The sequence below is a fragment of the Desulfonatronovibrio hydrogenovorans DSM 9292 genome (genome assembly GCF_000686525.1).
Classification (GTDB): domain Bacteria; phylum Desulfobacterota; class Desulfovibrionia; order Desulfovibrionales; family Desulfonatronovibrionaceae; genus Desulfonatronovibrio; species Desulfonatronovibrio hydrogenovorans.
Map to the genome: position 1 here is coordinate 378,973 of NZ_JMKT01000009.1, position 23,757 is coordinate 402,729.

A 23,757-nucleotide genomic window follows, 5' to 3' on the forward strand; every position below is an offset into this window, starting at 1 on the left:
ATGGGCAGAAATAGAGTTTGATTTTGGGGTTGAGCACATTAGTCAGGAAATCCGGCAGAACCAGTCCTAAGAGCAGGCCTTCCAGCAGCCGGCAGCTGGAACAGACTAACTGCTGCCTTGGGCAGTGATTCCGGCCGGAAAGCCGCATAACGGTGCGCTAACCAGCCGGCTCTGCCGGTCTGGTTGGGCGCCATGTTAAACGTTTTTATTAGCTTACTTCCTTCAGGTTACCCGTGACATATTTATGTAAGATACTGGTTATCAGGGTTTGATATGGAATTCCTTTTTCCATTGCCTTGGTTTTTAGTGCTTCTATATCACGTGCGGACGACAAAAACGTAACCTATGTTGGTACACTGGAATGTCTGGTTGGCCTATTAATAAATACAAGCATCCAATATCGACAGGACTTCAGACAATAGCTCATCGTTCCGTCGCTGGATGCGTTTAACACGACGGGCATGGAAATCAACTGATTTCACTTGCTCAACCATGACGAAACCGGTCAACTTGCTTGCTTTTGGAATAGGTACATGGAAAGGAAATCCGCGATCTGTATTTGTAATAGGACATACAATAGCCAAACCTGTGCTGCTATTGAACAGATCCTTGCTGACGACCAACGCCGGACGGCGTCCTTTTTGTTCATGACCAGCTTGCGGATCAAAAGTAATGGCAATCAAGTCTCCTTGTTCGGGAATATAGATTGCCATTTACCAGACCTCTTTTCCGGCTGGTTTCCCCCAATCTGTTTCTTTAGTTTGGTAACCTTTGGGAATTTTCGCCACAAGATCCTTGAGATTATATTTTCTTCGGGTTCTCTGGGCTGGGGTGACGATTAAGGCACCATCTTTTACAGTGACATTGACGTCATCGCCTACATTTATTTGTGCGTCTGATAGTAATGTCTTTGTAATACGGAGACCTTGGCTGTTCCCCCATTTTTGAATTTTTGCAAGCATATGATCACCTCCCAATGTATATCCGAAGTATATACACCTGCAATTTGAGGGTCAAGGTTTTTTCAGGCCAACGCCCAGCTCACCGGTAAATTGGGAGCGCCAGCGACTGAGGCAGTCCATGTTAGGCGCTTTGTTCGGCTCTTGATCACTTTCTCGGCTTCCAATAACCTGGTTTCCGATGCAGATTCATCTTTCATGGGTCGGACCTAACCATCATCCTTAAATATCAGGATAAACCCAGTGAAATCTCTTACTATTTCACCGGGGTATGCCATACATGATCAGGTAAAAAAAATCTGTTGGCTCTGGGCATATTTGCTTACAACTGGTTTTTGAGCATTGAAATGGGCGTTCTAAGGCCAATTATAGACTCTATAGAAGATATTTATACAATCAACTCAATAACTTGATAGGTCCGACCCCATAAGAGACAAGAGACTTGAGAAACTTGTGTTGTTAACACGCCACTTCTTCCTTTACACTAGGACGACAGGTTCTCATGTTCCGTACTAAAGCCTGCCCTGAATTCATGCCACCTCCATGCCGGCTGCCGCTTCGCCCGTAGCCAAATATCGTCGAAACTTGTCCCGGAAATACGCTCGTTCCCCGGTTTTGACAGCATTTATCCATATCGACACCTCATCAGTGGTTCATTTGCATTCATCTCTTCAGGCCGTACCTGACAGATTCATTTCTGCCTTTTCCCTATCACTCACGACAACTACTCTTAATAATTGCCGCATAGGGCGGTTTGGTTCCAGTATCTGGATACCGAAACCGAGGGGCCTACCCTCATCTTTAATACAGCTAGGAAGACTATTGTCTTCCGTCATGACACACGAGCGCAGCGGAATTGCCGTCCATTGCAGCGCCTTGTTAGCCCTTTTTCAATATCACTGTCTTATGAAAGAGCATGTTCGGTCCATTAGTATCAACAAACCCTACACTTCTGGCTTTTTTGATAGTTTCTTCAAACGCTGATTTTGAAACATGAAATGGAGGCTCAACTATGAGGACTTGTCCTTTTGGTCTTAGTATTGACCATATCTCATTAAAAAGCCCTTCCTTGTTTGGAATCTCGTGAACGACATAAAATAATAAAACAAAATCAACATGATTTGATACGCCTATTTTATTCTCTTCGCATTTGTGGAGTTTAATTCGCGCCTCAAGTTCTGTGCCGTTTATCTTATCTCTTACCTTTTCAAGCATTCCTTCCTGCATGTCGCAAGCAATCACTTGACCCGATTTGCCAGCCATGAGAGCCATATCTACCGAGAAAAAGCCCGGGCCACATCCTACTTCAAGAACTGTCATTCCCTCTTTTATATAAGGTCGTAGTATTTTCTGAGGATTTTGGAACCACCTCCGAATTCTATTATCAAGACTGCCCGCTCTTTCAACCGGGCATACACGATTACCTCTATCACTCATTTCATTTTTCTCCTTATATGGGTTAACGCGGGGCGTGAGCCGCGGCTGCGAAGCAGCCGTCGCGTTCCACGCCTTTGTTAGGCCCGTCTTTATCCACCGTAGCATCGAGACCGCGTGATGACATCATAAGGAGACACCAGCCTACCTAACACAGTCTGTTTGCAGCGGATCAGTGCAAGTAGGCAGCAGATGATTGCGACGGCGAGACGTCTCTTCCAGTTCAACCAGAACGTGTTTTTCCAGTGCAGTGAGGGCCAGGAACACGTGCTGAAGCCTGTTCTGTCCATATTCTGACTGAACCAGATAGTCGGAGAAATCCCCAAAAGAGATGTCACCGGACCTTTCCTCAACAGGAGAATACGCGCGTAGGGCCTCTACAAGCTCCGGCAGACCGGACCGTCGACTGAAGTGGGCCATATCGTCCTTCATCTTGGCCGACAGAGTTCCGGAGTGGATAGAGGCAAACTCATCAAGAGCGGCAGCGGCGTCCACGAATGCATCCGCGGATGAGGCGGAGAATTGGTGCGCTTCCGAGCATGGCTTGTTGATAAACCTCTGAATCAGCTCGTCGCTTGACAAGACTGGAGTTCGATCAAAGGATGATGGTGGCATGCATAACAAATGCTTTTTCAATGATTCAATTGAAGTGTCGACCCGCTGCAAGACCAAGTTCTGAGCCGTCAGCTGAGCCAATGCTTCAGAGTTTTCCTTTGAACTGGTCAAGATTACCTGCGCGATCGCGATTACGGCAGCAAGGGCAACAACCCCGAACTGCGATGCCCCCACCTTCGTGAGCCGCTTGTTCTCTGTCGCGGGGCCCAGCATTGCAAGCGCGGCTGCTGCGGCAGTAAGCAGCGCCGCTATGACCGCAAGCGCAGAGCCCAAGCCAACCCCTAGAAAATAAAATTCTTGCATTCTAACCACCTAATAGCGCAAGCCATTTGTTTTGGTGATGGGGCATGATCGGTTGCCTAACGCCGGCCATAAACGGCCGAGTGAAACGAGGTCCGGCGACCGAAGGGAGCGAATTCAATGGCTTTGTTATGGCTCACTTCTGGATTCTCGGAGACAGCTTTTCGATTTCTTCATTAACATGCTTCTTTAGCATTCCGAATGGAGCAGGTAAATCCCTGGCGGGAACCTGTGGTTCGGCCATATTCATAACATGAAAGCGCCAAATTGAAGTGCTAATATTATTGTGCAGTCCCATTAAAGCCAGCAATGATTCTGGCGATCTTGCTTCTAAAAACAAGCTTTTAGGCACAGAAATACGTTCTTTTCCAGACCCATTGTATAGCTTTGTGAAAAAACGAGAGATCGTATCATTTGACGGAGGACGTGAAACCTTTAAAAGATTGTCCCGGAATCCACAAAGTATCACTAAGTCTGTATAAAAGTATCTAACACTAAAATCCTGAGCTGCATCGATTTCAATCAAAATCACGCCGCCACCGACCCCTTCACCATATGGAGAAAGTTCCAAACCAAAATATTTAATCTGGTCAATAGTCGGTCTCAATATTCGCTTATGAATATTCCAGTTAGTAGTGCCAGCCCCCTTCATTACCGTTTTAAGCTGTGTTTTTACGACCAGGTCGTGGTCGTCGAAAATCATATCGAATCCATCCTGATCAACTTCAGGAAGGTAAACGTTAAGAAAGTAACCCCGATTTGCAGCTGCAAGCTTAAGATCAAATAGAAGTTTGTTATTTATAAGTGATTCTTTTCCATGGCTATTTGATGCATCAAAAAAGAATCTTTCCAACTGTGATCTGTTATTAGGACTCAATGCTCCACCTGGTGTTTTTCAATCTAGTTGCCACCATCATCCATAACGCTTCGTTAATGTGCGCCACTTGCGAAAAATAAACCTGGCACCATTCTCTGTACATATTGTTAATACTATTTCCATTAGTAAAAATGCTTCTTTTGTTGCCTAACGCCCGGCTTAACCGGCGCCGGCTTTGCCGGCGTCCGTGTTGAAGCCGTTGTTAGATGCCATTTCAACGGCGCAGCGATAGAAGATGCTTCACGCCGTCCTGAGATACTCGTTTGTAGGAAATCTTGCTCGGTTTTCGGGTTTGAAAGATCAGCTTCTTGCGCTCGATTTGTTTTAAAGTCGACGATGCATTGGAGAGCTTTATTCCGTGATCGGACAGAAACTTCGTAACTTCAGAGGTCTTAAACTCATTCCCTTCCGACTTGCTTTGTACAAAGTATGCAGTGATGAGGGCCTTTTCCTGATCAGATATATCGTCTCTGAACGAGTGGAGCCATTCCCCAAAAACTTCGGGTACATTGAGCGAGCCGGCCTGTTCGTCAGTCTCTGAATTGACACTGGAGGCTTCATTAACAGGTTCTTCCAACGGCTGACCGCTATTTGCCTGTGCGGCGGCGGGCGCACGTCCGATCGTGGCAAGCAGCTCTTCCAAATTGGCTAGTTGCTCTGTAACAAAAGCCTCAGAGCCTTCGAGCCGAATCTCCCCACTGTTTAGATTGATACTAACGACTGCTTTTTCCGACATTATCTACTCCCTTATCTCAGTATGCCTGCTTTGTAGAGCAACTCTTCGATACAGGCACGATAATCCTGCTTAACTGCCTGCAAATCTGCACGCTTTGCGTTGTAGTGGATCTTGTGAGCTGAGAAATTGCCCAGCGTTCGGAATATTTCCAAACAGGTCTTCGTGTTTCTCGATAGTGCCAACGTTTGATTTACAGACGCATTCGACACTATTGCCTGTAGCAATTTATAGTTTCCATCGCTGTCTTTAATTTCAGATGCGATCCCTAATTTCTCGTAAGAAAGGATTAAACAAATCTCCAATAGTCTACGCATAAGTACTGCGCATCCATCAAAGATATTGCTCTCATAAGATGCATTTATTTGATCAGCGAGCTTTTCAATGTAACCACGCGTTGAGCGGTACAAAGACTCTGGCAGCACTTCCTCATCATGTAGAATTTCTTCCGACTTTGATCCTACAGTCGGAAGTTGGCTTTGTATTTCTCGAAGTTTTGTTGCGTGAATCTTGAATGAGCCTGGTGATCCGCCATTTACAAAAGCGCGCTCCTGACGCATCCGCTTAGCTAAGCGCGACTGATTTGGACGAGAAAAGTGTAATTCTTCGAATAGCGCAGTCAAATCAGCTACGGAAACTGCCGACCGGCCCCGATCTTTCAACAAGTAGTAGCTCAAGTATAGGCTCTTCTGAAGCTCTGTCTTGGACTCAAGGTCGGCCATTTCAGAAAATTGCTGCAAGTTCATCGACTGATCTCATCTGGCATCTAACAATGTTATTATACGGAATTCAAAAAAAATACTCTTACATATTTTTCCAAAAATTAATTAACAATTTCTTGTATTTTCTGTCAACTCAATCCCTTATCAAAAATCATATTTTCCAACACATTAAAATGACGAAACTATTTGCGCCTTGACGACCAGGTCAGCTTTATGCTTATATTGAGGTTATCCTTATGCAGCAGTGGCCTAAAAGCCCTGTAATTTTGAGCATAAAGCTGACTTCGGAGCTACCCATGGATGAAACTGTGATTATTTTTGACGACTGGGAAAAGGTCTTGAAAGCCAGTGTTCCTCCAGATCGTTACCGAGCATATCGGGAAGCCATAGTCAAATTCCGGTACTGGCTCCGGAAAACCGGCAAATCACCACATGCTGCCATCTTTAAGCAGCACCTGGCCTGGAAGAAATCTTATCTTGCCCCTGACATCTTTATGATCCGGCAGGAAGCGTTGCGCTGGTATTATCTGGAAGGTCGCAAGCGTACGCTGGAAGGGGCATCATCGTCTGGAATAACAGAAGCCGGTGTTGATAATCATGCTTCAAGGTCAAGCTATACACCTGACAATGAAACAAATCCGGTTCAACCTCCCTATACAAAGAAACATTCAACAGGAATCACCCCAAAGGTCGGTGAATATCGTGTATATTCCAGGAATAACCTGCCCGGGCCAGCAGCACCTGATCTTGGTGGGCCGGAATGGGAGCAGAAATTGGTCAGGCGCCTTCGGGAAAAGAATATGGCCTGGAACAGTGAGAAAACGTATCGATCATGGTGCAGGCGGTTCATCATGTCGGTTGACGCCAAGCCTCTTGCTGAGCTGGATCACCATGATGTCCGCCTCTGGTTGTCCGACTTGGCCGTCAAAGAGAGTGTTGCCGCAGCTACTCAGGCTCAGGCGTTAAATGCCGTGGTTTTCTTCTTTCGTGAAGTATTGCAGCGCGATCCCGGAGACTTCAGTGATTTTTCCAGAGCGCGGCGCGGTCGAAAGATACCCAGCGTCCTGTCGCCAGGCGAATGCAAAAGACTTTTTAATGCCATGGACGGAACCTATCGCCTTATGGCTGAACTGATGTACGCGGCCGGGTTACGATTATCCGAACTTTTGCGGCTGCGGGTCAAGGACGTGGACCTGGAACGCCTCCAGCTTGCCGTACAGTTTGGCAAGGGGAACAAGAGCAGGTACACCATGATTCCACCTCAGCTTGTGCAGCGGTTGCAAAAGCATCGTGAACGGCTGCGGATCCTGCACAAAAAAGATCGTCAGGCCGCTCTGGCAGGCGTTGAACTGCCTGGAGCGCTGGAACGCAAGTGGCCCAGAGCCGGGGAAAAATTCACCTGGTTCTGGTTCTGGCCTTCGCGCAATCTGATGCGGGACCATCGCCACGGAATCATCCGTAGACACCATGTGCTGGATGCGACGTTTCAGAAAGCAATCCGCATGGCCGCAAACAGGGCACAGATTGATAAACGCGTCACGCCGCACACCCTGCGCCACAGCTTTGCAACCCATCTTCTGGCCAGCGGAACCGGGATCCGGGACCTGCAGGATCTGCTGGGCCATGCAGACATCTCCACAACCCAGATCTATCTGCACACCGCCAAACAGACCGGTATCGGCGTGCGCAGCCCGTTTGAGCTGCTTGCAGATCATCCCGGCTCCCAGAATGATGACCAAGCTCATTAGTTCAAAGAGCGTCCGGTCTGCTGCGCTTCTCCCTAGACATCCCCCTGCTGGTCCATTATTAACCAGCCCTTGAAAAACCCAAGCTTTCAGGGCAGATTAGACCCACCATGAAACCACTTTATTTTGACTACAACGCCACCACCCCGGTCCATAAAGACGTAGTCCAGGCCATGCTCCCCTATTTCACTGACAAATTCGGCAACCCTGGCTGCGGACATATGCACGGCCTTGAAGCCAGAAGAGCAGTTGATCTGGCCAGACAAAACCTGGCCAGACTGATCAAGGCCGGGCCAGACCAGGTATATTTCACCTCCTGCGCCACAGAATCCAACAACCTGGTCCTGTCCGGCCTGCTTGAACCAGGCCATGAACTGATCATTTCAGCTGTTGAGCACCCTTCTATTTCCCAGCCAGCCCATGAACTGGTTAAAAAGGGAATAATTCTGAAAATAGCCCCGGTTAATAAAAACGGTCTGGTTGATCCGGATCAGGTCTTAAGTTTGGTCACGGATAAAACCCGGCTGATCAGCATCATGCTGGCCAATAATGAAGTGGGTACTATCCAGCCTGTAGCTGAAATCGCTTCCAGGCTGGAACCCCAAAAAGTGCTTTTGCATACTGATGCAGCCCAGGCCGTGGGCAAGATTGAAGTGGACGTAAATGAGCTTGGCGTGGACTTTTTGACCCTGGCCGGACACAAGATGTATGCGCCCAAAGGAGTTGGGGCACTGTTCATGCGTCAGCCAGGCCTGTTAAAACCGCTCTTTTTTGGTGGAGGCCAGGAAAAAGGCCTTCGCCCTGGAACGGAAAACATCCCTTATCTGGCCGGGCTGGGCCGGGCCGCTAGACTGGCTGAAGACCTTGACCAGGAAGCAGTCCGGCAGCAGGCCCTGGGCAAAGCATTCATCACCGGCCTGGCCCGGATCCATCCTGATTTTGTGCTTCACGCTGAAAAAGCTCCCAGACTGCCCGGGACCATGTCCATAGGATTCAGAGGCTGCCTGGCCGGAGATATCCTGTCCGGCATGATCGCCTCCAGCCTGTCTGCCTCAGCCGGAGCAGCCTGCCACGGCAATACCCAGAAAATGAGTTCAGTCCTGCAAGCCATGAAGGTTGATCCTGACTATGGACTGGGAACCATCAGGTTCTCCTGGGGCCGGATGACTTCAGAACAGGATATTAAAGAACTGTTGACCCGGCTGGACTGGGTGTTCAAAGAGTTTCTCAGGTCAAGAGCCCGGTAACAGGCTGATTCAGGCTGAAGGATGAGTTCAGACCCGGCATCCACCAGGCTGGGGATACTGTACCAGGCTTCACTTTTTCCTGGACCTGATCATGGCTATGACCAGCCGGATACTTAGAAACAGACCCACAATATACCCGATCACCCCCAGGGTGGGATAGCCCCAGAGCCTGGGTCCAGTGTCAGCCAGAATGACCATGCTCGACCCCAGAAAAAGAGCTCCAGTAACAATACCCACCACCAGACGGTTGATCACCCTTTCCATGGTGGACTGCATTCCTTCAAGGTTTTCATGCTGGAACCTGATGGCCAGCTCACCTTTATCCAGCTTGCTGACAATACCCAGGGCCTGTCTGGGAAATTCGTGCTGAAAACGAAAGATATGCCGGATATTGCGGTGAATGACCTTGATCAGATTGGCAGCACTGAACCTGCTCCTGCTCAGCCGGTTGACCAGGGGCTCAGCCTCCCGGATTACATCCAGATCAGGATAGAGCATCCTGGCTGTGCCTTCAGCTGTAATCAGGGCCTTGATCATGATGGACAGATCAGTGGTCAGGACCCGGCCATGGGCTCTGAGGATGGAGGTCAGCTCCAAAAGGAGCTGGCCCAGATTGACCTCTTTCAGGGGCATCCTGGTGAACAGGCTGATCACCTCCAGGACCTCGTTCTGGAGGATGTCCCGGTTCACCTTTTCCCGGCCAATGGTGAATCCCAGCAGGATATCGGTGATTATTTCCACGTCGTTTTCCACCACTGCTGAGATGAGATCAATGAGCTCGAACCGGACCTTGTCCGTGAGTCTGCCCACCATTCCCCAGTCCAGGAGGATCAGGTTTTCATCCTCATCAATCAAAAAATTGCCCGGATGGGGATCAGCATGGAAAAAGCCGTGTTCCAGGACCTGGCGCAGGGACAGGGCCAGCCCCCTTTTAGCCAGGGTGGCCCTGCGTTTCAGGGAAGATATGTCCACATCCCGCATCTTGCTGCCCCTGGCCAGCTCCATGGTGATGACCACCTGATTGCAGTACTCGGGATAGGCCTCAGGGACCATGATCCCGGTTTCGTTTTTCACAGTGGACCGGACCACCTGCATGGTCCTCATCTCCCGGGTAAAATTCAGCTCCTGGAGCATGAGCTTTCTGATCCGCCGGACCAGCTGGGGAAGGTTATAGACCTTGAAGGTTTCCAGACGGCCGTCCAGGCGGATGGCGATCTTTTCCAGGATGTCCATGTCGTTTTTTATGGTCTGGGCAATGTCCGGACGCTGGACCTTGACTGCTACTTCCTGTCCGGTTCCAGCCAGTCTGGCCTTATGGACCTGGGCCAGGGAGGCTGCAGCCAGGGGGGTCTGTTCAAATTCCTGGAAAACAGCATCCAGGGGTTTTTTAAAGCTGTCTTCAATGACCTTCCTGATCTCGGCAAAAGCCTCGGGAGGCACGTCATCCTGGAGCTTGCGCAGCTCATCCAGGAGTTCTTCCGGCAGAAGGTCAGCCCGCTGGGAAAGGATCTGGCCGCATTTGATAAAGGTCGGACCCAGCTCCTCCAGGACCATGCGCATCCTCTCCCAGGTATTGAGATGAGTATCATGGACCCGGATCTTTTCAAGATACTTGCGGCCAGGTATCTCCAGGCGGTCCACTATATCATCGAAACCATACTTGACCAGGGTGCTTACAATCTGCCTGAAGCGGCCCAGGTGGGCTATGGCCTTAATGTCCATTAACTGTTCCCTGGCCCGGCCTTTTTACCTTCATCCATTTTCAGACTTTCCAGGGTGGACACCCGGTCTTCCAGGCTGGACACCCTGGCCTCCAGATCCTCCACCTGGGTCCGCCCGGCAATATCCAGGGAATCCATGGTCTTTCTGATACTGCCTGAAAACCATTCCTGAAACTCGTGCTGCTGCTTTTCAGTTTTATTGATCAGATCCTGAACCAGGTTTTCCCCTTCTTCAGTGGTCAGTTTGCCTTTTTCCACCAGACTGTTCACCTTTTTCTCAATTTCCTCAGCCGTGATCACCACCAGGCCCAGACCGGTAAAAAAACCTTTTTTAAATAGTTCCATCATGTTTAATCTCCCTTTTGTTCAATATTATGCCTGTTTTTCAGGCAAAGACCCGGCCTTTTTGATATCCTTTAAAGATTTATGCAGACTCATGCTCAAGCCAGGTCAGGCTGCTGCCGGCCCAGGAGCCTGGATAACTCACCCCAAGCACCCTTTTCAGGGGATGAACCTTGATTCAGGCCCAGCAGCTTATAATTGCGGACAATCCTTAAGGGCCTCGGCAATTTCATCATCAGTAAAGGCCTTGTCCTGAAGGTCCCCCCGCAGATAGGCATCATAAGATCCCAGATCCAGCAGGCCATGACCTGAATACAGAAACACAATGACCTGCCCCGGCTCCGCCTCCCTGGCCAGGTCAATGGTGGCCTTGATGGCATGGGATGTTTCCGGGGCCGGAAGAAAACCCTCAGCCTGCATAAAAAGCCTGGCTGCATCAAAGACCTCGTTCTGAAAATAGGCCCTGGCTTCAACAAAGCCATGCCTGGCAATATGGGAAACAATGGGTGATTCTCCATGATACCTGAGGCCGCCGGCATGAATAGGCGGCGGAAAATAGGCATGGCCCAGGGTGTACATCTTGAGCAATGGGGTCTGCCTGGCCATGTCGCCGAAGTCATAGGCAAATCTGCCTTTGGTCAGGGTGGGACAGGCCTGGGGCTCCACAGCCACAAACCTGATCTTCTGACCATCCATTTTCTCCGGCATATACGGCAGGACCAGACCGCCGAAATTACTGCCTCCACCTACACAGCCCACCAGGATGTCCGGCTTTTCCCCGGCCATTTCCAGCTGTTTCTTGACTTCCAGACCAGTGATGGTCTGGTGCAGGACCACATGATTCAGGACACTGCCCAGGGCGTATTTGGTATCGCCATGGGTGGCAGCATCTTCAACTGCCTCGGAAATGGCCAGTCCCAGGCTCCCTCCGGAGTCAGGGTCTTTTTCCAACATTTGCCGGCCAATGGAGGTCCGGGAAGATGGAGACGGATAAACATCCCCGCCGTAAGTCCTGATAATTATCCCCCGGTAAGGCTTCTGGTCGTAGCTGCACCTGACCATGTACACGGTGCACTCCATGTCAAACATCTTGCAGGCAAAAGACAGGGCCGTTCCCCACTGACCGGCTCCGGTCTCAGTGGCCAGCCGCCTGACCCCTTCCTGCTTATTGTAATAGGCCTGGGCTATGGCGGTATTGGGCTTGTGGGAACCTGCCGGAGAAACTGACTCGTTTTTGTAGTATATCCTGGCCTTGGTTCCAATGGCCTGTTCCAGACGCCTGGCCCGGACCAGAGGGGATGGCCTGAACAGCCTGTAGATCTCAAGGATAGGTTCCGGAATATCGATCCAGCGCTGTGCAGACATTTCCTGCTCAATCAGGGCCTTGGGAAAAATTGCTTCCAGCCTGTCCGGAGCAAGGGGTTTTCTGGTCTCCGGGTCCAGGGGCGGGGCCAGGGGATCTGCCAGATCAGGCAGAACATTGTACCATTGCCTGGGCATGTCTTGTTCAGACAGGTTGATTTTGATTTGGTCCATTTCCGGATATCTCCTTGAATTTCAGTTTATTGCCTTGAAAATAAACCAGCAGGGTCTCCTGCCTGGAATATACTCTACAATACCGGACCAGCGATTTCAACCGAATGTACCAGGACCATCCCTGGCTGAGCGGCCAGGACGGTTCCCGGACAATCTTGACAATAAGACTTGCAAAACGTAATAATTTAAGATTAACAGAGTGAAAAAATTCATATTTAAATAACCAGTCAATTCTGATCTGTTTTTTTCAGTCGAGGAGATCCAATGGCCAAAGAAGAAGCAATCGAAGTCGAAGGTACAGTGGAAGAAGCCCTGCCCAACGCCATGTTCAGAGTCAAGCTGGACAATGGGCATGAGGTGCTGGGGCATATTTCCGGCAAAATGCGCAAGTTTTACATCAGGATCCTGCCCGGAGACCGGGTCAAGGTGGAGCTTTCTCCCTACGACCTGACCAGGGGCAGAATCACCTATCGCTACAAATAACTTTTTTCCCTGAAATCCGGCAGGATTCCCATAATCCCCTGGTCCTTCAGGGTCCAGGAAACTGTATGTCTCAGATAGACCTGCACACCCATTCCACTGCTTCAGATGGAACCTTTACCCCCCCTGAACTGGTCCGGCACGCAGTTGGCAAAGGTCTTGATGCCATAGCCCTTACTGATCACGACACAACAGGCGGCCTGGCCCAGGCCCTGAAGGCCGGGCAAGAGCTGGGCCTGGAGTTGATTCCAGGCTGTGAACTGAGTGTCGAGTACAAGGGTTTGATGCATATCCTGGGCCTGTGGCTGAAGCCCGACGCCCCTGAGCTGAACCGCTCCCTGGCTGAACTGCGGGCCAAACGCAACTCCAGAAATGAGATCATGCTGGGCAGGCTGCAGGAGCTGGGCATCAGGATTACCTTTGAAGACGTCAAGTCCCTGGCTGGAGACGCAGCCATTGGCCGGCCGCACATATCAAGGGTGCTCATGAACAAGGGAGTAGTGAACTCGGTCCAGGAGGCCTTTGATCGCTTCCTTGGCCCCAAGGGCAAGGCCTACGTTGCCAAGGAAAAATTCGATCCGGCCAAAGCCATCTCCATTCTCAAAAAAGAGCAGGCCACCGTGATCCTGGCCCATCCTTTTTCCCTTAAACTTTCCCCTGAACTGCTCAGACAGGAACTCGTCCAGCTCAAAGAACTGGGGCTGGACGGGGTGGAAGTCTTTTATCCCGAGCACACCAGGGAACAGACCAGACTTTACCTGGACCTCTGCCAGGAACTGGACCTGCTTCCCAGTGGAGGATCGGATTTTCACGGCACAGTCAAGCCCCAGATCAAACTGGGAAAAGGCCGGGGAAAGCTTGATCTGCCCTATTCCCTTCTCCAGACAATGAAAGACAGGCGGCAGGAGCAGGGTCTTTGGGTATAGCCCCTGTCCTTCCAGAGCTACTCTGCCCGGCCGGAGACATGGATCGGCTGAAAACCGCCCTGGCCTTTGGAGCTGATGCTGTATACCTGGGCGGGACTGCCCTGAATCTGAGGTCCAAGGCCGGAGGATTCCAGCCGGATCAGCTGGCCCTGGCTCTGGATCTGGCCAGATCCTGCCGGGCCAGGGTCTACTACTGCCTCAATGCCCTGCCCCTGGAAAAAGACATGTCCATGATCCGGACCCAGCTGGAAACCATCGCCCAGCTCAGCCCGGACGGGATAATCATTGCTGATCCCGGAGTATTCAGTCTGGTCAGGCATGCTCTCCCGGCCATGGAAATTCACCTGAGCACCCAGGCCAACACCACCAATGTCCACTCAGTAAACTTCTGGAAGGACCAGGGCGTCAAAAGGGTCAATCTTTCCCGGGAACTCAGCCTTCAGGACATCCGGGCCATCAGGACCAAGGTCCAGGATGTGGAGCTGGAGATGTTCGTGCACGGGGCCATGTGCATGGCCATATCCGGCAGATGCTTCATGAGTGCCCATTTAAACAGCAGATCAGCCAACCAGGGCCTCTGCGCCCATCCCTGCAGATATGGCTATCGTCCATTTCAGATGGATCTAGAGGAAGAGACCAGGCCGGGCAGCCCGGTCTGGACCCTGGTCCAGGAAAAAAACCATTCCCGGATATTCAGTGCCCAGGATCTGTGTCTGGTCAAGTACCTGCCCTGGCTGGTCCGAAACAGACTGGATTCCCTCAAGATCGAAGGCCGGACCAAGAGCGTGTCCTACCTGGCCGTGGTCACTGACGTGTACCGGACAGCCCTGGATGATCTGGCCCAAAACAGATTCAGACCGGCCAGATATCTTAATGAATTGTTTCTCATCAGCACCAGGTCCATGGGATCTGGTTTTTTCCTGCCCAGGAAAGTGTCTTTTTCATCTTTCAGGGAGTCAGGGCAAAGATGGAAAAAAATCCTGGCCAGGATCATCAGACCCGAAGGTCCTGGGAAATGGCTGGTCCAGGTCAAGGAAAAATGGACTCTTTCCCAGGACCTGGAACTGGTCCTGCCCGGACTCCGGCGCCCCCCTGTTCCAGCCGGGGATTACAGCCTGGAAACCAGAGAGGGGTGCCGGGCAGAGACTGTCCATTCCGGCATGGAAGCCATCTTCTGCTGCCACCACGACCAGATCCGGGAAAATACCTTTGTCCGTTCTGCAGACTAAAAAAATCCAGGGCCTGTTTTAATCCCTGGCCAGTTTCCGGTATCTGACCCGTTTGGGGATATCAGCCTCCTTGCCCAGCCTTTTTCTGCGGTCTTCTTCGTATTCAGTGAAATTTCCATCAAAAAAGACCACCTGGCTGTCACCTTCAAAGGCCATGATATGCGTGGCAATCCGGTCCAGGAACCACCGGTCGTGGCTGATGACCAGGACACATCCGGCAAAATTGAGCAGCCCTTCTTCCAGGGCTCGCATGGTGTTCACATCCAGATCATTGGTGGGTTCGTCCAGCAGGAGGACATTGGCCTCCTCCTTGAGCATTCTGGCCAGCTGAACCCGGTTCCTTTCTCCCCCTGAAAGAATGCCGACTTTTTTCTGCTGATCCCCCCCGGTAATATTGAATCTGCCGAGATAAGCCCTGGCATTGACTTCCCGGCCGGCCATCCTGATCATATCCTGACCATTGCTGATCATCTCAAATACGGTCTTATCAGCCTCCAGATCATCCCGGTGCTGATCAACATGGGCCAGTCTGACCGACTCACCCACAGCAATGGAACCGGCATCAGGCTTTTCCGTGCCGGTGATCATTCTGAACAGGGTGGTCTTTCCAGCTCCATTGGGTCCAATTATTCCAACAATGGCTCCTGGAGGAATGAGAAAATCCAACTCGCTCATGAGCAAACGATCTTCAAAGGCCTTGGTCAATCCTTTGGCCTCAATCACCTTTTGCCCCAGTCTTGGTCCGGGCGGGATGAATATTTCCAGTTCCTTCTGCTGCTTCTGGTGGTCCTGGGACAGCATCTGCTCATAGGCGCCGATCCTGGCCTTGCTTTTGGCATGCCTGCCCCTGGGAGACATCCTGATCCATTCCAGCTCCCGTTCCAGAGTCTTCTGCCGGTGGCTTTCAGCTTTTTCCTCCCTGCGCAGCCGTTCTTTTTTCTGGTCCAGCCAGGAAGAGTAATTACCCTTCCATGGAATCCCCCTTCCCCGGTCCAGCTCCAGAATCCAGCCAGCCACATTGTCCAGAAAATACCGGTCATGGGTCACAGCAATGATGGTTCCGGGATACTGCTGCAGGTGGTGCTCAAGCCAGGCCACTGTTTCTGCGTCCAGGTGGTTGGTGGGCTCATCCAGAAGCAGAATGTCCGGCTGCTTCAGAAGCAGGCGGCACAGGGCCACCCTTCGTCTTTCTCCCCCGGACACCTTGTCCAGGGTCATGTTTGAAGGCGGACAGCGCAGGGCATCCATGGCCATTTCCAGTCTTGATTCCAGGTCCCAGCCGTTTAAGGCATCCAGCTTGTCCTGGACCTCTCCCTGGCGCTCAATCAGAGCGTTCATTTGATCGTCATCCATGGGTTCGGCAAACCTGGCATTGATCTCTTCAAAGTCCTTGAGCAGAGCCACTGTTTCGGCTGCCCCTTCTTCCACCACTTCCCGGACCGTCCGCTTTTCATTGGCCAGAGGCTCCTGCTCCAGGTAACCAATGGTATAGCCCGGAGCAAGAATGGTCTCTCCCTGAAAGTCCTGGTCAACTCCGGCCAGGACTTTCAGCAGAGAACTCTTGCCTGAACCGTTCATCCCCAGGACCCCGATCTTGGCCCCGTAAAAATAGGACAGGGATATATCTTTTAAAACCGGTTTCTTATCGTAAAACTTACTCACCTTGACCATGGAATAGATTATCTTGTTGGGTTCGCTGCTCATATCAGATCCTTCTTGTTTTGTTTTGGTCGAAATTACATCCAGAAATAACAGCCAAAGAAAAGAGCTTATCCAATGCTGTTCCAAAAGAAAAGCCCGGGAATCAGATGGTCTGGCATATAATACCGGCCTATTGACCAGGCCTGGCTTTTTGAATAATGAAATATTTGAAATTAAATGCTGTAATTTCAAGCAGTCCTGATGCCAGCTGGCTTTAACCCAGACAAAGGGATTTTGGGCAGTTACTGCAAATAAGAAATGCATCCTCAGCAGGTTAAACTGAAACGACCCTGCAGCCTCCGGCTGACTGTCATGGCAGTTATCTGGTCTGCTCAAGCCATGATCCCTCAGCTGAGTTCCTATGTTGACCTCAGGTAAAAGGATGATCCGTGTCTGAGAACCTCCAACAGCTTAAATCCTACATCCCGTCCAGAACTGCCCTGGCCTATATCATCATTGCCGGGTGCTGGATTGCCTTTTCCGATTACTTCGTTGCCGTGCTCTTTGATGATCCTGAAATCATCACCAGAATGCAGACCTACAAAGGATGGTTTTTTGTCCTGATTACCGGGCTCTTGCTGTATCTGGCCCTTAGAAGCCAGGTCCTTGTTCTGGAAAAAAAGTCCCTGGCTCTGGTGGAAAAAGAAAAAGAATTCTATACCCAGCTGGAACAACGGGTAAAACAGAGAACAGCCCAGCTTGAAGCAGCCAACCATGAACTGGACGCATTCAGTTATTCTGTTTCCCATGACCTGCGGGCTCCTTTGCGCAGCATAGACGGATTCAGCCAGGCCCTGCTGGAGGACTGCCATGACCAGCTTGATGAACAGGGCAGGGATTATCTGCACAGGGTCCGCAGGGCCAGTCAGCGCATGGGCTGGCTCATTGACGATCTTCTCAAGCTGTCCAGGGTATCCAGGGCCGAGCTGAAAGTATCCCTGGTTGATCTGAGCAGGACAGCTGAAACCATCATTGAGAATATGGTGGAACGCCATCCTGACAGGAAAGTCACAGCAAATGTTCAGCCCGGGTTAAAGGTATCCGGTGACCAGGCCCTTTTAAGGGTCGCTTTGGAAAACCTCCTGGACAATGCCTGGAAATTCACCACCAGGACTGGGGAACCAGCCATTGATTTGGGCTCAACTACCAGGGATGGAGAACAGGTCTTTTTTGTCAGAGACAATGGAGCCGGGTTTGACACGACCTATGCAGACAAGCTCTTTACGCCTTTTCAAAGGCTCCATTCTCCGGAAGACTATCCAGGAACCGGTATTGGTCTGGCCACAGTTGCCAGAATAATCAGAAAACATGGGGGACGGATCTGGGCCGAATCAGAACCTGATCAGGGAGCAGTTTTTTATTTCACCCTGCCTGACCCGGACCAGCCGCCCTTTAAAACCCGCGAGGATGGGTATGCCTGAGAAAATCATTCTTCTGGTTGAAGACAATCCAGACGATGTCCTGCTGACCAGAAGGGCCCTCCAAAAGAACAACATCCTCAATCAGCTGGTAGTGGCCAGGGACGGAGTAGAAGCCCTGGACTACCTTTTGTGCAGGGGTGAACATCAACACAGAGACCAGTCCACCCAGCCCCAGGTCATCCTTCTGGACTTGAAGCTCCCCCGCCTGGACGGGCTGGAAGTTCTAAGGACCATCCGCTCCAGCCCCGGCACTAAGCTTTTGCCGGTGGTCATCCTGACCTCCTCGGATGAAGAACAGGACCGCCTGGAAACCTACAGCCTTGGAGCCAACAGCTACATCCGAAAGCCTGTGGATTTTCAACAATTTATGGAAGCCATCCATCAGCTGGGCCTTTACTGGCTGGTCCTTAACCAGACCCCGCCCACTACCGGAGGATGATCATGCAGACTTTGCATGTACTTATAGTTGAAGATTCCCAGGATGATGTCCAGCTTGTCCTGCGGGCCCTGGAAAAAGGAGGCTACCAGCCTGTCTATGAACGAGTGGAAACTGCTGAAGACTTGTCAAAAGCCCTGGACAAGTCCTGGGATCTGATCATTTCCGACCATGTCATGCCAAGACTCGATTCTTTCCAGGCCTTAAAAATACTCCAGCAGACCGGTCAGGATATTCCCTTCATCCTTGTCTCTGGCAGCATAGGAGAGGAAACCGCTGTCAAGGCCATGAGAAACGGGGTGAATGACTATATCATGAAGGACAAGCTGGCCAGGCTGGTTCCGGCCATCCAGCGCGAACTAAGGGAGGCAGCCTTTCGAAAGGAAAGAAGAGAGGCCCTGCAGGACCTGATCAAGGCCAAGGAACAGGCTGAGGCAGCCAGTGCCGCCAAGACCACTTTTCTGGCCAATATGAGCCATGAAATCCGGACTCCGTTAAACGGGGTCATGGGCATGCTCCAGCTCATGCTGGACTCACCTGCATCAGAAGAACAGCGCGAATATCTGGAAATTGCCCTCAAGTCCTGTCGCAGGTTGACTGAACTCTTAAGCGATATAATTGACATTTCCAGGATTGAGGCAGGAAAAGTCCTGATCCGGCAGGAGCACTTCCAGATCAGAGACATCCTGACATCAACAGAAGAACTGTTCCACCTTCTGGTCAGAGAAAAAGGAATTTCCCTGACTACCTTCTGCGACCCGAGGATCCCGGACTTCCTTCTGGGTGATGAACAGCGTTTAAGACAAGTCATCTTCAACCTGACTGCCAATGCAGTCAAGTTCACTCAGCACGGCCAAATCAGCATCGAGGCCTATCCTTTGGTCACCCAGGACACTTCAAGATACGGAGTCATCTTTTCTGTATCCGACACTGGCCCGGGGATTCCGGAAGACAAGCTGGAAACCATTTTGGATCCTTTTGTCCAGCTCAGCCAGGGGTTCACCCGCAAACACCAGGGTGCCGGACTGGGACTGGCCATTGTCCGCAACCTGGTCAAGCTCATGGATGGAGATATAGCTCTGCAAAGCAGACCAGACAAGGGAACAACTGCTTTTTTCTGCGTTGTCCTGGCTAAACCTCCCCAGGACTGAGGGCCCTGCCCGGACCTGACCTTTGTCCTTAATACAATGCCCCGGCCCAGTGGTTTAAGTTGATCATTGACAGGGCCTTTGGGAAAAAGCACAATATTTTCTGCTAAATAACCTTTAACAGCCAGGAACAGGTCATGATTTCTGAAAGATGTTCAGTGCTGAAACCATTTTATGTCATGGAAATCCTTGAACGGGCCAAAGAGCTGGAACGGTCTGGAAGGCAGATCATTCACCTGGAAATCGGTGAACCAGACTTCGACACTCCGGAATGTGTGAAAAAGGCTGCCATTCAAGCCATTGAGCAGGGGTTGACCCACTACACCCACAGTCTGGGAATCCCTGAACTCAGACAGGCGGTCTGCCGCCACTATAAACGAACCTACAATGTAACCATAGATCCTGACCAGGTCCTGGTCACATCCGGTACATCTCCGGCCATGTTCATGGTTTTCTCAGCCCTGCTCCACCCCGGAGACCAGGTCATCATGTCTGATCCCCACTATGCCTGCTATCCGGGTTTCATCTGCTTTGCCGGCGGGGAACCGGTTAAGATAAGGGTCCGGGAGGAGACCGGGTTTCAGCTTTCCAGGGAAGAGGTCCAGAAACATATCACTTCCAGGACCAAGGGGATCTTTATTAACTCACCCTGTAATCCAACCGGCAATGTCACCCCGCCGGAAATCCTCCAGGAACTGGCTCAACTGGGACCATGCATAATTTCCGATGAAATATACCACGGACTGGTCTACGAAGGAAAAGAACATTCCATCCTGGAATTCACTGATAACGCCTTTGTTCTGAACGGTTTTTCCAAGTCATATGCCATGACCGGATGGAGGCTGGGGTATGTAATCGCGCCCAAGTCCTTTGTCCGGAGCCTGCAGATCGTTCACCAGAATTTTTTCATATCAGCCAATTCCGTGGCCCAGTGGGCAGGGGTGGCAGCCCTGGACCAGGCCGGACCGGACGTTGCCCGGATGAGGGGGATTTACAATGAAAGGCGGAAATATCTGCTCAAAAGACTGACCAGCATGGGCTTTGGAGTGACTGTAAAGCCTACCGGAGCCTTTTACGTGCTGGCCAATGCGGAATTCTTGTCCAAAAATTCCTATGACCTGGCCTTTGACATCCTGGAAAAGGCCGGTGTGGGTGTGGCCCCTGGGATCGACTTTGGCCAGGGAGCCCAGGGATACCTGCGTTTTTCCTATGCATCCTCCCTGGAGAATATAAAAGCCGGCATGGACCGGCTGGAGGAATATGTTCAGGACATGAAATAAGGGCTGGAAAGTGACCTGTGATAAATAGCAGAAACCTGTCCACACCCCTGTATTCGTGTCCTGGTTATGCCCCGGGGGAATATCCATCCCAGCCAGCCCGCATAATAAAGGCTGTCTTGCCGGACAGGACTCAGATGCTCTGCCTGTAACGCATGGACTGCTTCAGGGTTTCCTTGTCCATGAACTTGAGATCCGATCCCAGAGGGATGCCCTGGGCAAGGCGGGTCAAGGTCAGCCCGGAAAACTCCCTGGCCACCATGTTCTTGATATAGGACCCGGTGGTTTCGGCCTCCAGAGTTGTCCCCAGGGCCAGGATCACTTCCTGTACCCGGCCATTGCCCAGCTTTTTCCTGAGCCTGTCAAACTCCAGAGAACATGAGTCAATGCCGTCCAGCGGAGACAGGAGTCCCCCCAGGATCAGATACCTGCCCCGGAAAAATCCTGACTCCTCCATCACCAGCAGACTGTCCCATTCAGAAACCACGCACAGTTTGGAATCATCCCTCAAAGGGTCAGCGCATATCTCGCAGGGATCACTGTCTGCCAGGCCTGCACAGCCTGAACAGATGCAGAGCTTTTCCCTGAGATCCAGGATGCACCTTCCCAGGTTTCCGGCCTTTTCCTGGGGCCACTTGAGAATGGTCATGGCCATGCGCAGGGCGCTCTTGGGACCGATTCCGGGCAGGGCGGACAACTGGTCCACCAGCTGCTGAAGGGGTAAAGGAAGCTTGCTCAACTATCCTCCTGCTTTTTTTATTCAGAAAAAAATACTTAGAACAGGCCCGGAATCTTCATGCCGCCGGTTAACTGGGCCATCTCAGCCTGGACCATGTCCTTGGCTCTTTTCAGGGCATCATTGGTTGCAGCCAGAATGAGATCCTGGAGCATTTCTACGTCTTCAGGGTCCACCACGTCTTTTTCAATCCTGATCTCAGCTATTTCCTGGGCTCCGGTGGCCTTGACCGTGACCATGCCGCCGCCTGAACTGGCCTCCACAGTCTTGCTGTTCAGTTCTTCCTGCATTTTGGCCATTTTCTTCTGCATCATCTGCGCCTGTCTTACCAGATCGTTCATCATTACTCTTTTCTCCTTATCGTTGATTGGATATTTTATTCATTCCCCGGTCCGGACTTCAGCCTGGTCATTCATTTCCAGGAAAACCAGGCCTGTCCTGAACTTTTTTGATCTCCAGCACCCTGGCATCAAAGTCCTTGATTATCTTCTGAACCACCGGGTGATTCATGGCTTCGTCCCTGAAGGCTGAATTGCTTTTGGAGCCATTGCTGACAAACTCCACCCTGAGTCCCGGTCCGAAATACTCCTCAGCCAGTCTGGAGATTATTTTTCTGCGCCCGTTTTTCTGGATGGAATCAAAAATAAAGTCCTGCCCGCAGATCAGGACCAGGGTCTGGTCCTGTTTCCGGCCTGTGCAGTTCCCCAGCATCCTGATCAAGGACTCGTCAGCATCAGGGCTTTTCCGGCAGAATTCAATAAACCCGGCCCAGTCCAGATCTTTGGCCGGGACTGACTCCCGGTTCTCAGGGCCTGAGGTCTTTTTAGGCTGATCTTTCAGTTTCCGGGCTGGAGCCGGGCTTTTTTTTTCTGCCCTCCCTGCCTGAACAGATGTTTTTTTTGACTCAGAGGACTTGATCTGGACCTGTTCAACCGGAAGCAGATCAGGCAGATAAGCCAGGTTGAAAAAAAGAAGCTCCAGAGAAAGAGACGGTTCATGACTTCTAAGGATATTCTTCTGTTCCTCAATAACCATCTGCCAGCCAGCATGAATCCTTGGTGCTGGCATTTTCCCGGACATTTCCAGCCAGAATTCAAACTCCTCCAGGGGAAGGTCCAGAATCTCCCTGGCGGCCTGGCCGCACTGGGAGATCAGAAAAAGATTTCTCCAGCAGGATGCAAATTCCTGGAGAAAAAAACCGATATCCAGCCCCTGTTCAAGAACCAGGCTTATTCCTTTATGGATTTCCACCAGGTCCCTGTCCAGGATGGACTGGAAAAAAGCTGAATAAACTTCGTGCCCGGCAAGGCCCAGGACCTCCCGGACCGATCCTGAGTCCAGTCTGTCTCCGCCCAGGGCCATGACCTGACCAAGGATGGACATGGAGTCACGCACACTGCCGGCACCCCTTGCAGCCACCAGCCGGACAGCTTCACTGTCGTATTCAAGCCCTTCTTTTTCCAGGACCTGCTGGAGATGAGCAGTAAGCTCTTCCAGACCGACCATCTTGAATACATAATGCTGGCAGCGGCTGACCACAGTAGCAGGAAACTTTTCCGGAGCTGTAGTAGCCATAATAAACACGCAATGCCTGGGGGGTTCCTCCAGGGTCTTTAAAAGAGCATTAAAAGCAGCAGTGGACAGCATGTGGGCCTCATCAATGATGATCACCTTGTACCGCCCGCTCATGGGAACGTACACTGCATCTTCCCTGAGCCTGCGCACATTGTCCACCCCGGTATGGGAGGCTCCGTCTATTTCCATGACATCCGGAAACACTCCCCTGGTGATCTGCTGACAGCTGGAGCACTGGTTACAGGGCTCAAGTCCGGGGCCATTGAGGCAGTTGATGGCCTTGGCCATGATCCTGGCTGTAGTGGTTTTGCCTACTCCCCTGGTCCCGCTGAACAGATAGGCACTGGCAGGAGAATCCTGCTGGGAAGCCCTGGACAGAATCTTTTTGATAAAATCCTGTCCAATGATCTCCCCAAAGGTCTGGGGTCTGTACTTTGCAGTCAAGCCTGCTCTGGCCATAGTCTAGTCAGCTCCGGTGGTGCATATGGTTCATGCCGGGATCATGCCCGGGCCGATGCAGCCTCATTATGTCTTTGGGTCCGAGTTTTGCTGTCCAATGTTCTAAAACCGGTCAATGAACATCGAATCAGTCTAAAG

The 23,757-nt window shown here is 51.2% G+C and carries 23 protein-coding genes; 9 read left to right on the forward strand and 14 right to left on the reverse strand.

The window, feature by feature from the left end:
* Nucleotides 1-377: 377 nt before the first annotated feature.
* The 7 genes from P771_RS0107250 to P771_RS0107280 all read right to left on the reverse strand — a co-directional run bounded on the left by P771_RS0107250 (nucleotide 378) and on the right by P771_RS0107280 (nucleotide 5,664).
* Nucleotides 378-713, reverse strand: coding sequence for a type II toxin-antitoxin system PemK/MazF family toxin (locus tag P771_RS0107250; RefSeq protein ID WP_028574624.1), 336 nt, complete (start codon nucleotides 711-713; stop codon nucleotides 378-380).
* Nucleotides 714-962, reverse strand: coding sequence for an AbrB/MazE/SpoVT family DNA-binding domain-containing protein (locus tag P771_RS0107255; protein ID WP_028574625.1), 249 nt, complete (start codon nucleotides 960-962; stop codon nucleotides 714-716).
* An 876-nt stretch (nucleotides 963-1,838) separates the two neighbouring features.
* The gene (locus tag P771_RS0107260; RefSeq protein WP_028574626.1) at nucleotides 1,839-2,396 is read right to left on the reverse strand and encodes a class I SAM-dependent methyltransferase; all 558 of its coding nucleotides are present in this window, start codon (nucleotides 2,394-2,396) and stop codon (nucleotides 1,839-1,841) included.
* A 141-nt stretch (nucleotides 2,397-2,537) separates the two neighbouring features.
* Nucleotides 2,538-3,311, reverse strand: a complete 774-nt coding sequence (locus P771_RS0107265; RefSeq protein WP_028574627.1) for a hypothetical protein — start codon at nucleotides 3,309-3,311, stop codon at nucleotides 2,538-2,540.
* A gap of 133 nt (nucleotides 3,312-3,444) precedes the next feature.
* On the reverse strand, nucleotides 3,445-4,185 hold the full coding sequence (locus P771_RS0107270; protein ID WP_028574628.1) for a hypothetical protein: 741 nt from the start codon (nucleotides 4,183-4,185) through the stop codon (nucleotides 3,445-3,447).
* Between the two features lie 214 nt (nucleotides 4,186-4,399).
* Complete coding sequence (locus P771_RS0107275; protein WP_028574629.1) at nucleotides 4,400-4,921, reverse strand: hypothetical protein; 522 nt, start codon at nucleotides 4,919-4,921, stop codon at nucleotides 4,400-4,402.
* 11 nt (nucleotides 4,922-4,932) lie between these two features.
* Nucleotides 4,933-5,664 (reverse strand): hypothetical protein, encoded by a 732-nt coding sequence (locus tag P771_RS0107280; protein WP_028574630.1) that lies wholly within the window; start codon nucleotides 5,662-5,664, stop codon nucleotides 4,933-4,935.
* Nucleotides 5,665-5,936: 272 nt separating this feature from the next.
* Between P771_RS0107280 and P771_RS16830 the strand changes: the two genes are divergently transcribed.
* Together P771_RS16830 and P771_RS0107290 are read left to right on the forward strand one after the other, a co-directional pair.
* Nucleotides 5,937-7,388: an integron integrase gene (locus tag P771_RS16830; RefSeq protein ID WP_051617181.1), complete on the forward strand. Its 1,452-nt coding sequence runs from the start codon at nucleotides 5,937-5,939 to the stop codon at nucleotides 7,386-7,388.
* Nucleotides 7,389-7,495: 107 nt separating this feature from the next.
* The gene (locus P771_RS0107290) at nucleotides 7,496-8,632 is read left to right on the forward strand and encodes a cysteine desulfurase family protein (protein WP_028574631.1); all 1,137 of its coding nucleotides are present in this window, start codon (nucleotides 7,496-7,498) and stop codon (nucleotides 8,630-8,632) included.
* Between the two features lie 69 nt (nucleotides 8,633-8,701).
* Here the strand turns inward: P771_RS0107290 and P771_RS0107295 are convergent, their stop codons facing one another.
* The 3 genes from P771_RS0107295 to P771_RS0107305 form a co-directional block, all read right to left on the reverse strand.
* Nucleotides 8,702-10,354 carry an ABC1 kinase family protein gene (locus tag P771_RS0107295; RefSeq protein WP_028574632.1) on the reverse strand — a complete coding sequence of 551 codons (1,653 nt, stop codon included), beginning with the start codon at nucleotides 10,352-10,354 and terminating at the stop codon, nucleotides 8,702-8,704.
* Nucleotides 10,354-10,701, reverse strand: coding sequence for a phasin family protein (locus P771_RS0107300; protein WP_028574633.1), 348 nt, complete (start codon nucleotides 10,699-10,701; stop codon nucleotides 10,354-10,356). The genes P771_RS0107295 and P771_RS0107300 overlap by 1 nt, the downstream gene beginning before the upstream one ends.
* A gap of 186 nt (nucleotides 10,702-10,887) precedes the next feature.
* Nucleotides 10,888-12,231 (reverse strand): TrpB-like pyridoxal phosphate-dependent enzyme, encoded by a 1,344-nt coding sequence (locus tag P771_RS0107305; protein ID WP_028574634.1) that lies wholly within the window; start codon nucleotides 12,229-12,231, stop codon nucleotides 10,888-10,890.
* 264 nt (nucleotides 12,232-12,495) lie between these two features.
* Between P771_RS0107305 and infA the strand changes: the two genes are divergently transcribed.
* From infA to P771_RS0107325, 3 genes are all read left to right on the forward strand, one after another.
* The gene (gene infA, locus P771_RS0107310) at nucleotides 12,496-12,714 is read left to right on the forward strand and encodes a translation initiation factor IF-1 (RefSeq protein ID WP_028574635.1); all 219 of its coding nucleotides are present in this window, start codon (nucleotides 12,496-12,498) and stop codon (nucleotides 12,712-12,714) included.
* Nucleotides 12,715-12,779: 65 nt separating this feature from the next.
* On the forward strand, nucleotides 12,780-13,637 hold the full coding sequence (locus P771_RS0107320) for a PHP domain-containing protein (protein ID WP_028574636.1): 858 nt from the start codon (nucleotides 12,780-12,782) through the stop codon (nucleotides 13,635-13,637).
* Nucleotides 13,628-14,866 (forward strand): peptidase U32 family protein, encoded by a 1,239-nt coding sequence (locus P771_RS0107325; protein ID WP_028574637.1) that lies wholly within the window; start codon nucleotides 13,628-13,630, stop codon nucleotides 14,864-14,866. Before P771_RS0107320 ends, P771_RS0107325 begins: the two co-directional genes overlap by 10 nt.
* Before the next feature lie 18 nt (nucleotides 14,867-14,884).
* On the opposite strand, the gene ettA is transcribed toward P771_RS0107325, so the two are convergent.
* Entirely contained in the window at nucleotides 14,885-16,570 is a 1,686-nt protein-coding gene (ettA, locus tag P771_RS0107330) for an energy-dependent translational throttle protein EttA (protein WP_028574638.1), read from the reverse strand.
* 386 nt (nucleotides 16,571-16,956) lie between these two features.
* Here ettA and P771_RS16835 point away from each other — a divergent pair, with 386 nt between their 5' ends.
* The 4 genes from P771_RS16835 to P771_RS0107355 all read left to right on the forward strand — a co-directional run bounded on the left by P771_RS16835 (nucleotide 16,957) and on the right by P771_RS0107355 (nucleotide 20,852).
* Nucleotides 16,957-17,988, forward strand: coding sequence for a sensor histidine kinase (locus tag P771_RS16835; RefSeq protein WP_051617182.1), 1,032 nt, complete (start codon nucleotides 16,957-16,959; stop codon nucleotides 17,986-17,988).
* Nucleotides 17,981-18,427: a response regulator gene (locus P771_RS0107345; protein WP_150112151.1), complete on the forward strand. Its 447-nt coding sequence runs from the start codon at nucleotides 17,981-17,983 to the stop codon at nucleotides 18,425-18,427. The genes P771_RS16835 and P771_RS0107345 overlap by 8 nt, the downstream gene beginning before the upstream one ends.
* Nucleotides 18,428-18,429: 2 nt before the next feature.
* Complete coding sequence (locus P771_RS16840) at nucleotides 18,430-19,575, forward strand: ATP-binding response regulator (RefSeq protein WP_051617183.1); 1,146 nt, start codon at nucleotides 18,430-18,432, stop codon at nucleotides 19,573-19,575.
* A 134-nt stretch (nucleotides 19,576-19,709) separates the two neighbouring features.
* Entirely contained in the window at nucleotides 19,710-20,852 is a 1,143-nt protein-coding gene (locus tag P771_RS0107355) for a pyridoxal phosphate-dependent aminotransferase (protein ID WP_028574640.1), read from the forward strand.
* 130 nt (nucleotides 20,853-20,982) lie between these two features.
* Here P771_RS0107355 and recR read toward each other — a convergent pair whose 3' ends face one another.
* The 3 genes from recR to dnaX all read right to left on the reverse strand — a co-directional run bounded on the left by recR (nucleotide 20,983) and on the right by dnaX (nucleotide 23,619).
* Nucleotides 20,983-21,588, reverse strand: coding sequence for a recombination mediator RecR (gene recR, locus P771_RS0107360; protein WP_028574641.1), 606 nt, complete (start codon nucleotides 21,586-21,588; stop codon nucleotides 20,983-20,985).
* A gap of 35 nt (nucleotides 21,589-21,623) precedes the next feature.
* A complete protein-coding gene (locus tag P771_RS0107365) occupies nucleotides 21,624-21,926 on the reverse strand; it encodes a YbaB/EbfC family nucleoid-associated protein (protein WP_028574642.1) in 303 nt (100 codons plus the stop codon).
* Between the two features lie 67 nt (nucleotides 21,927-21,993).
* On the reverse strand, nucleotides 21,994-23,619 hold the full coding sequence (gene dnaX / locus P771_RS0107370) for a DNA polymerase III subunit gamma/tau (protein ID WP_028574643.1): 1,626 nt from the start codon (nucleotides 23,617-23,619) through the stop codon (nucleotides 21,994-21,996).
* Between the last annotated feature and the right edge of the window lie 138 nt (nucleotides 23,620-23,757).

Excerpts from the sequence above, each read along its gene's own strand:
- P771_RS0107250 (WP_028574624.1), bottom strand. The coding sequence starts at position 713 with ATGGCAATCTATATTCCCGAACAAGGAGACTTGATTGCCATTACTTTT.
- P771_RS0107255 (WP_028574625.1), bottom strand. The coding sequence starts at position 962 with ATGCTTGCAAAAATTCAAAAATGGGGGAACAGCCAAGGTCTCCGTATT.
- P771_RS0107260 (WP_028574626.1), bottom strand. The coding sequence starts at position 2,396 with ATGAGTGATAGAGGTAATCGTGTATGCCCGGTTGAAAGAGCGGGCAGT.
- P771_RS0107265 (WP_028574627.1), bottom strand. The coding sequence starts at position 3,311 with ATGCAAGAATTTTATTTTCTAGGGGTTGGCTTGGGCTCTGCGCTTGCG.
- P771_RS0107275 (WP_028574629.1), bottom strand. The coding sequence starts at position 4,921 with ATGTCGGAAAAAGCAGTCGTTAGTATCAATCTAAACAGTGGGGAGATT.
- P771_RS0107280 (WP_028574630.1), bottom strand. The coding sequence starts at position 5,664 with ATGAACTTGCAGCAATTTTCTGAAATGGCCGACCTTGAGTCCAAGACA.
- P771_RS16830 (WP_051617181.1), top strand. The coding sequence starts at position 5,937 with ATGGATGAAACTGTGATTATTTTTGACGACTGGGAAAAGGTCTTGAAA.
- P771_RS0107290 (WP_028574631.1), top strand. The coding sequence starts at position 7,496 with ATGAAACCACTTTATTTTGACTACAACGCCACCACCCCGGTCCATAAA.
- P771_RS0107295 (WP_028574632.1), bottom strand. The coding sequence starts at position 10,354 with ATGGACATTAAGGCCATAGCCCACCTGGGCCGCTTCAGGCAGATTGTA.
- P771_RS0107300 (WP_028574633.1), bottom strand. The coding sequence starts at position 10,701 with ATGATGGAACTATTTAAAAAAGGTTTTTTTACCGGTCTGGGCCTGGTG.
- P771_RS0107305 (WP_028574634.1), bottom strand. The coding sequence starts at position 12,231 with ATGGACCAAATCAAAATCAACCTGTCTGAACAAGACATGCCCAGGCAA.
- infA (WP_028574635.1), top strand. The coding sequence starts at position 12,496 with ATGGCCAAAGAAGAAGCAATCGAAGTCGAAGGTACAGTGGAAGAAGCC.
- P771_RS0107320 (WP_028574636.1), top strand. The coding sequence starts at position 12,780 with ATGTCTCAGATAGACCTGCACACCCATTCCACTGCTTCAGATGGAACC.
- ettA (WP_028574638.1), bottom strand. The coding sequence starts at position 16,570 with ATGAGCAGCGAACCCAACAAGATAATCTATTCCATGGTCAAGGTGAGT.
- P771_RS0107345 (WP_150112151.1), top strand. The coding sequence starts at position 17,981 with ATGCCTGAGAAAATCATTCTTCTGGTTGAAGACAATCCAGACGATGTC.
- P771_RS16840 (WP_051617183.1), top strand. The coding sequence starts at position 18,430 with ATGCAGACTTTGCATGTACTTATAGTTGAAGATTCCCAGGATGATGTC.
- P771_RS0107355 (WP_028574640.1), top strand. The coding sequence starts at position 19,710 with ATGATTTCTGAAAGATGTTCAGTGCTGAAACCATTTTATGTCATGGAA.
- P771_RS0107365 (WP_028574642.1), bottom strand. The coding sequence starts at position 21,926 with ATGAACGATCTGGTAAGACAGGCGCAGATGATGCAGAAGAAAATGGCC.
- dnaX (WP_028574643.1), bottom strand. The coding sequence starts at position 23,619 with ATGGCCAGAGCAGGCTTGACTGCAAAGTACAGACCCCAGACCTTTGGG.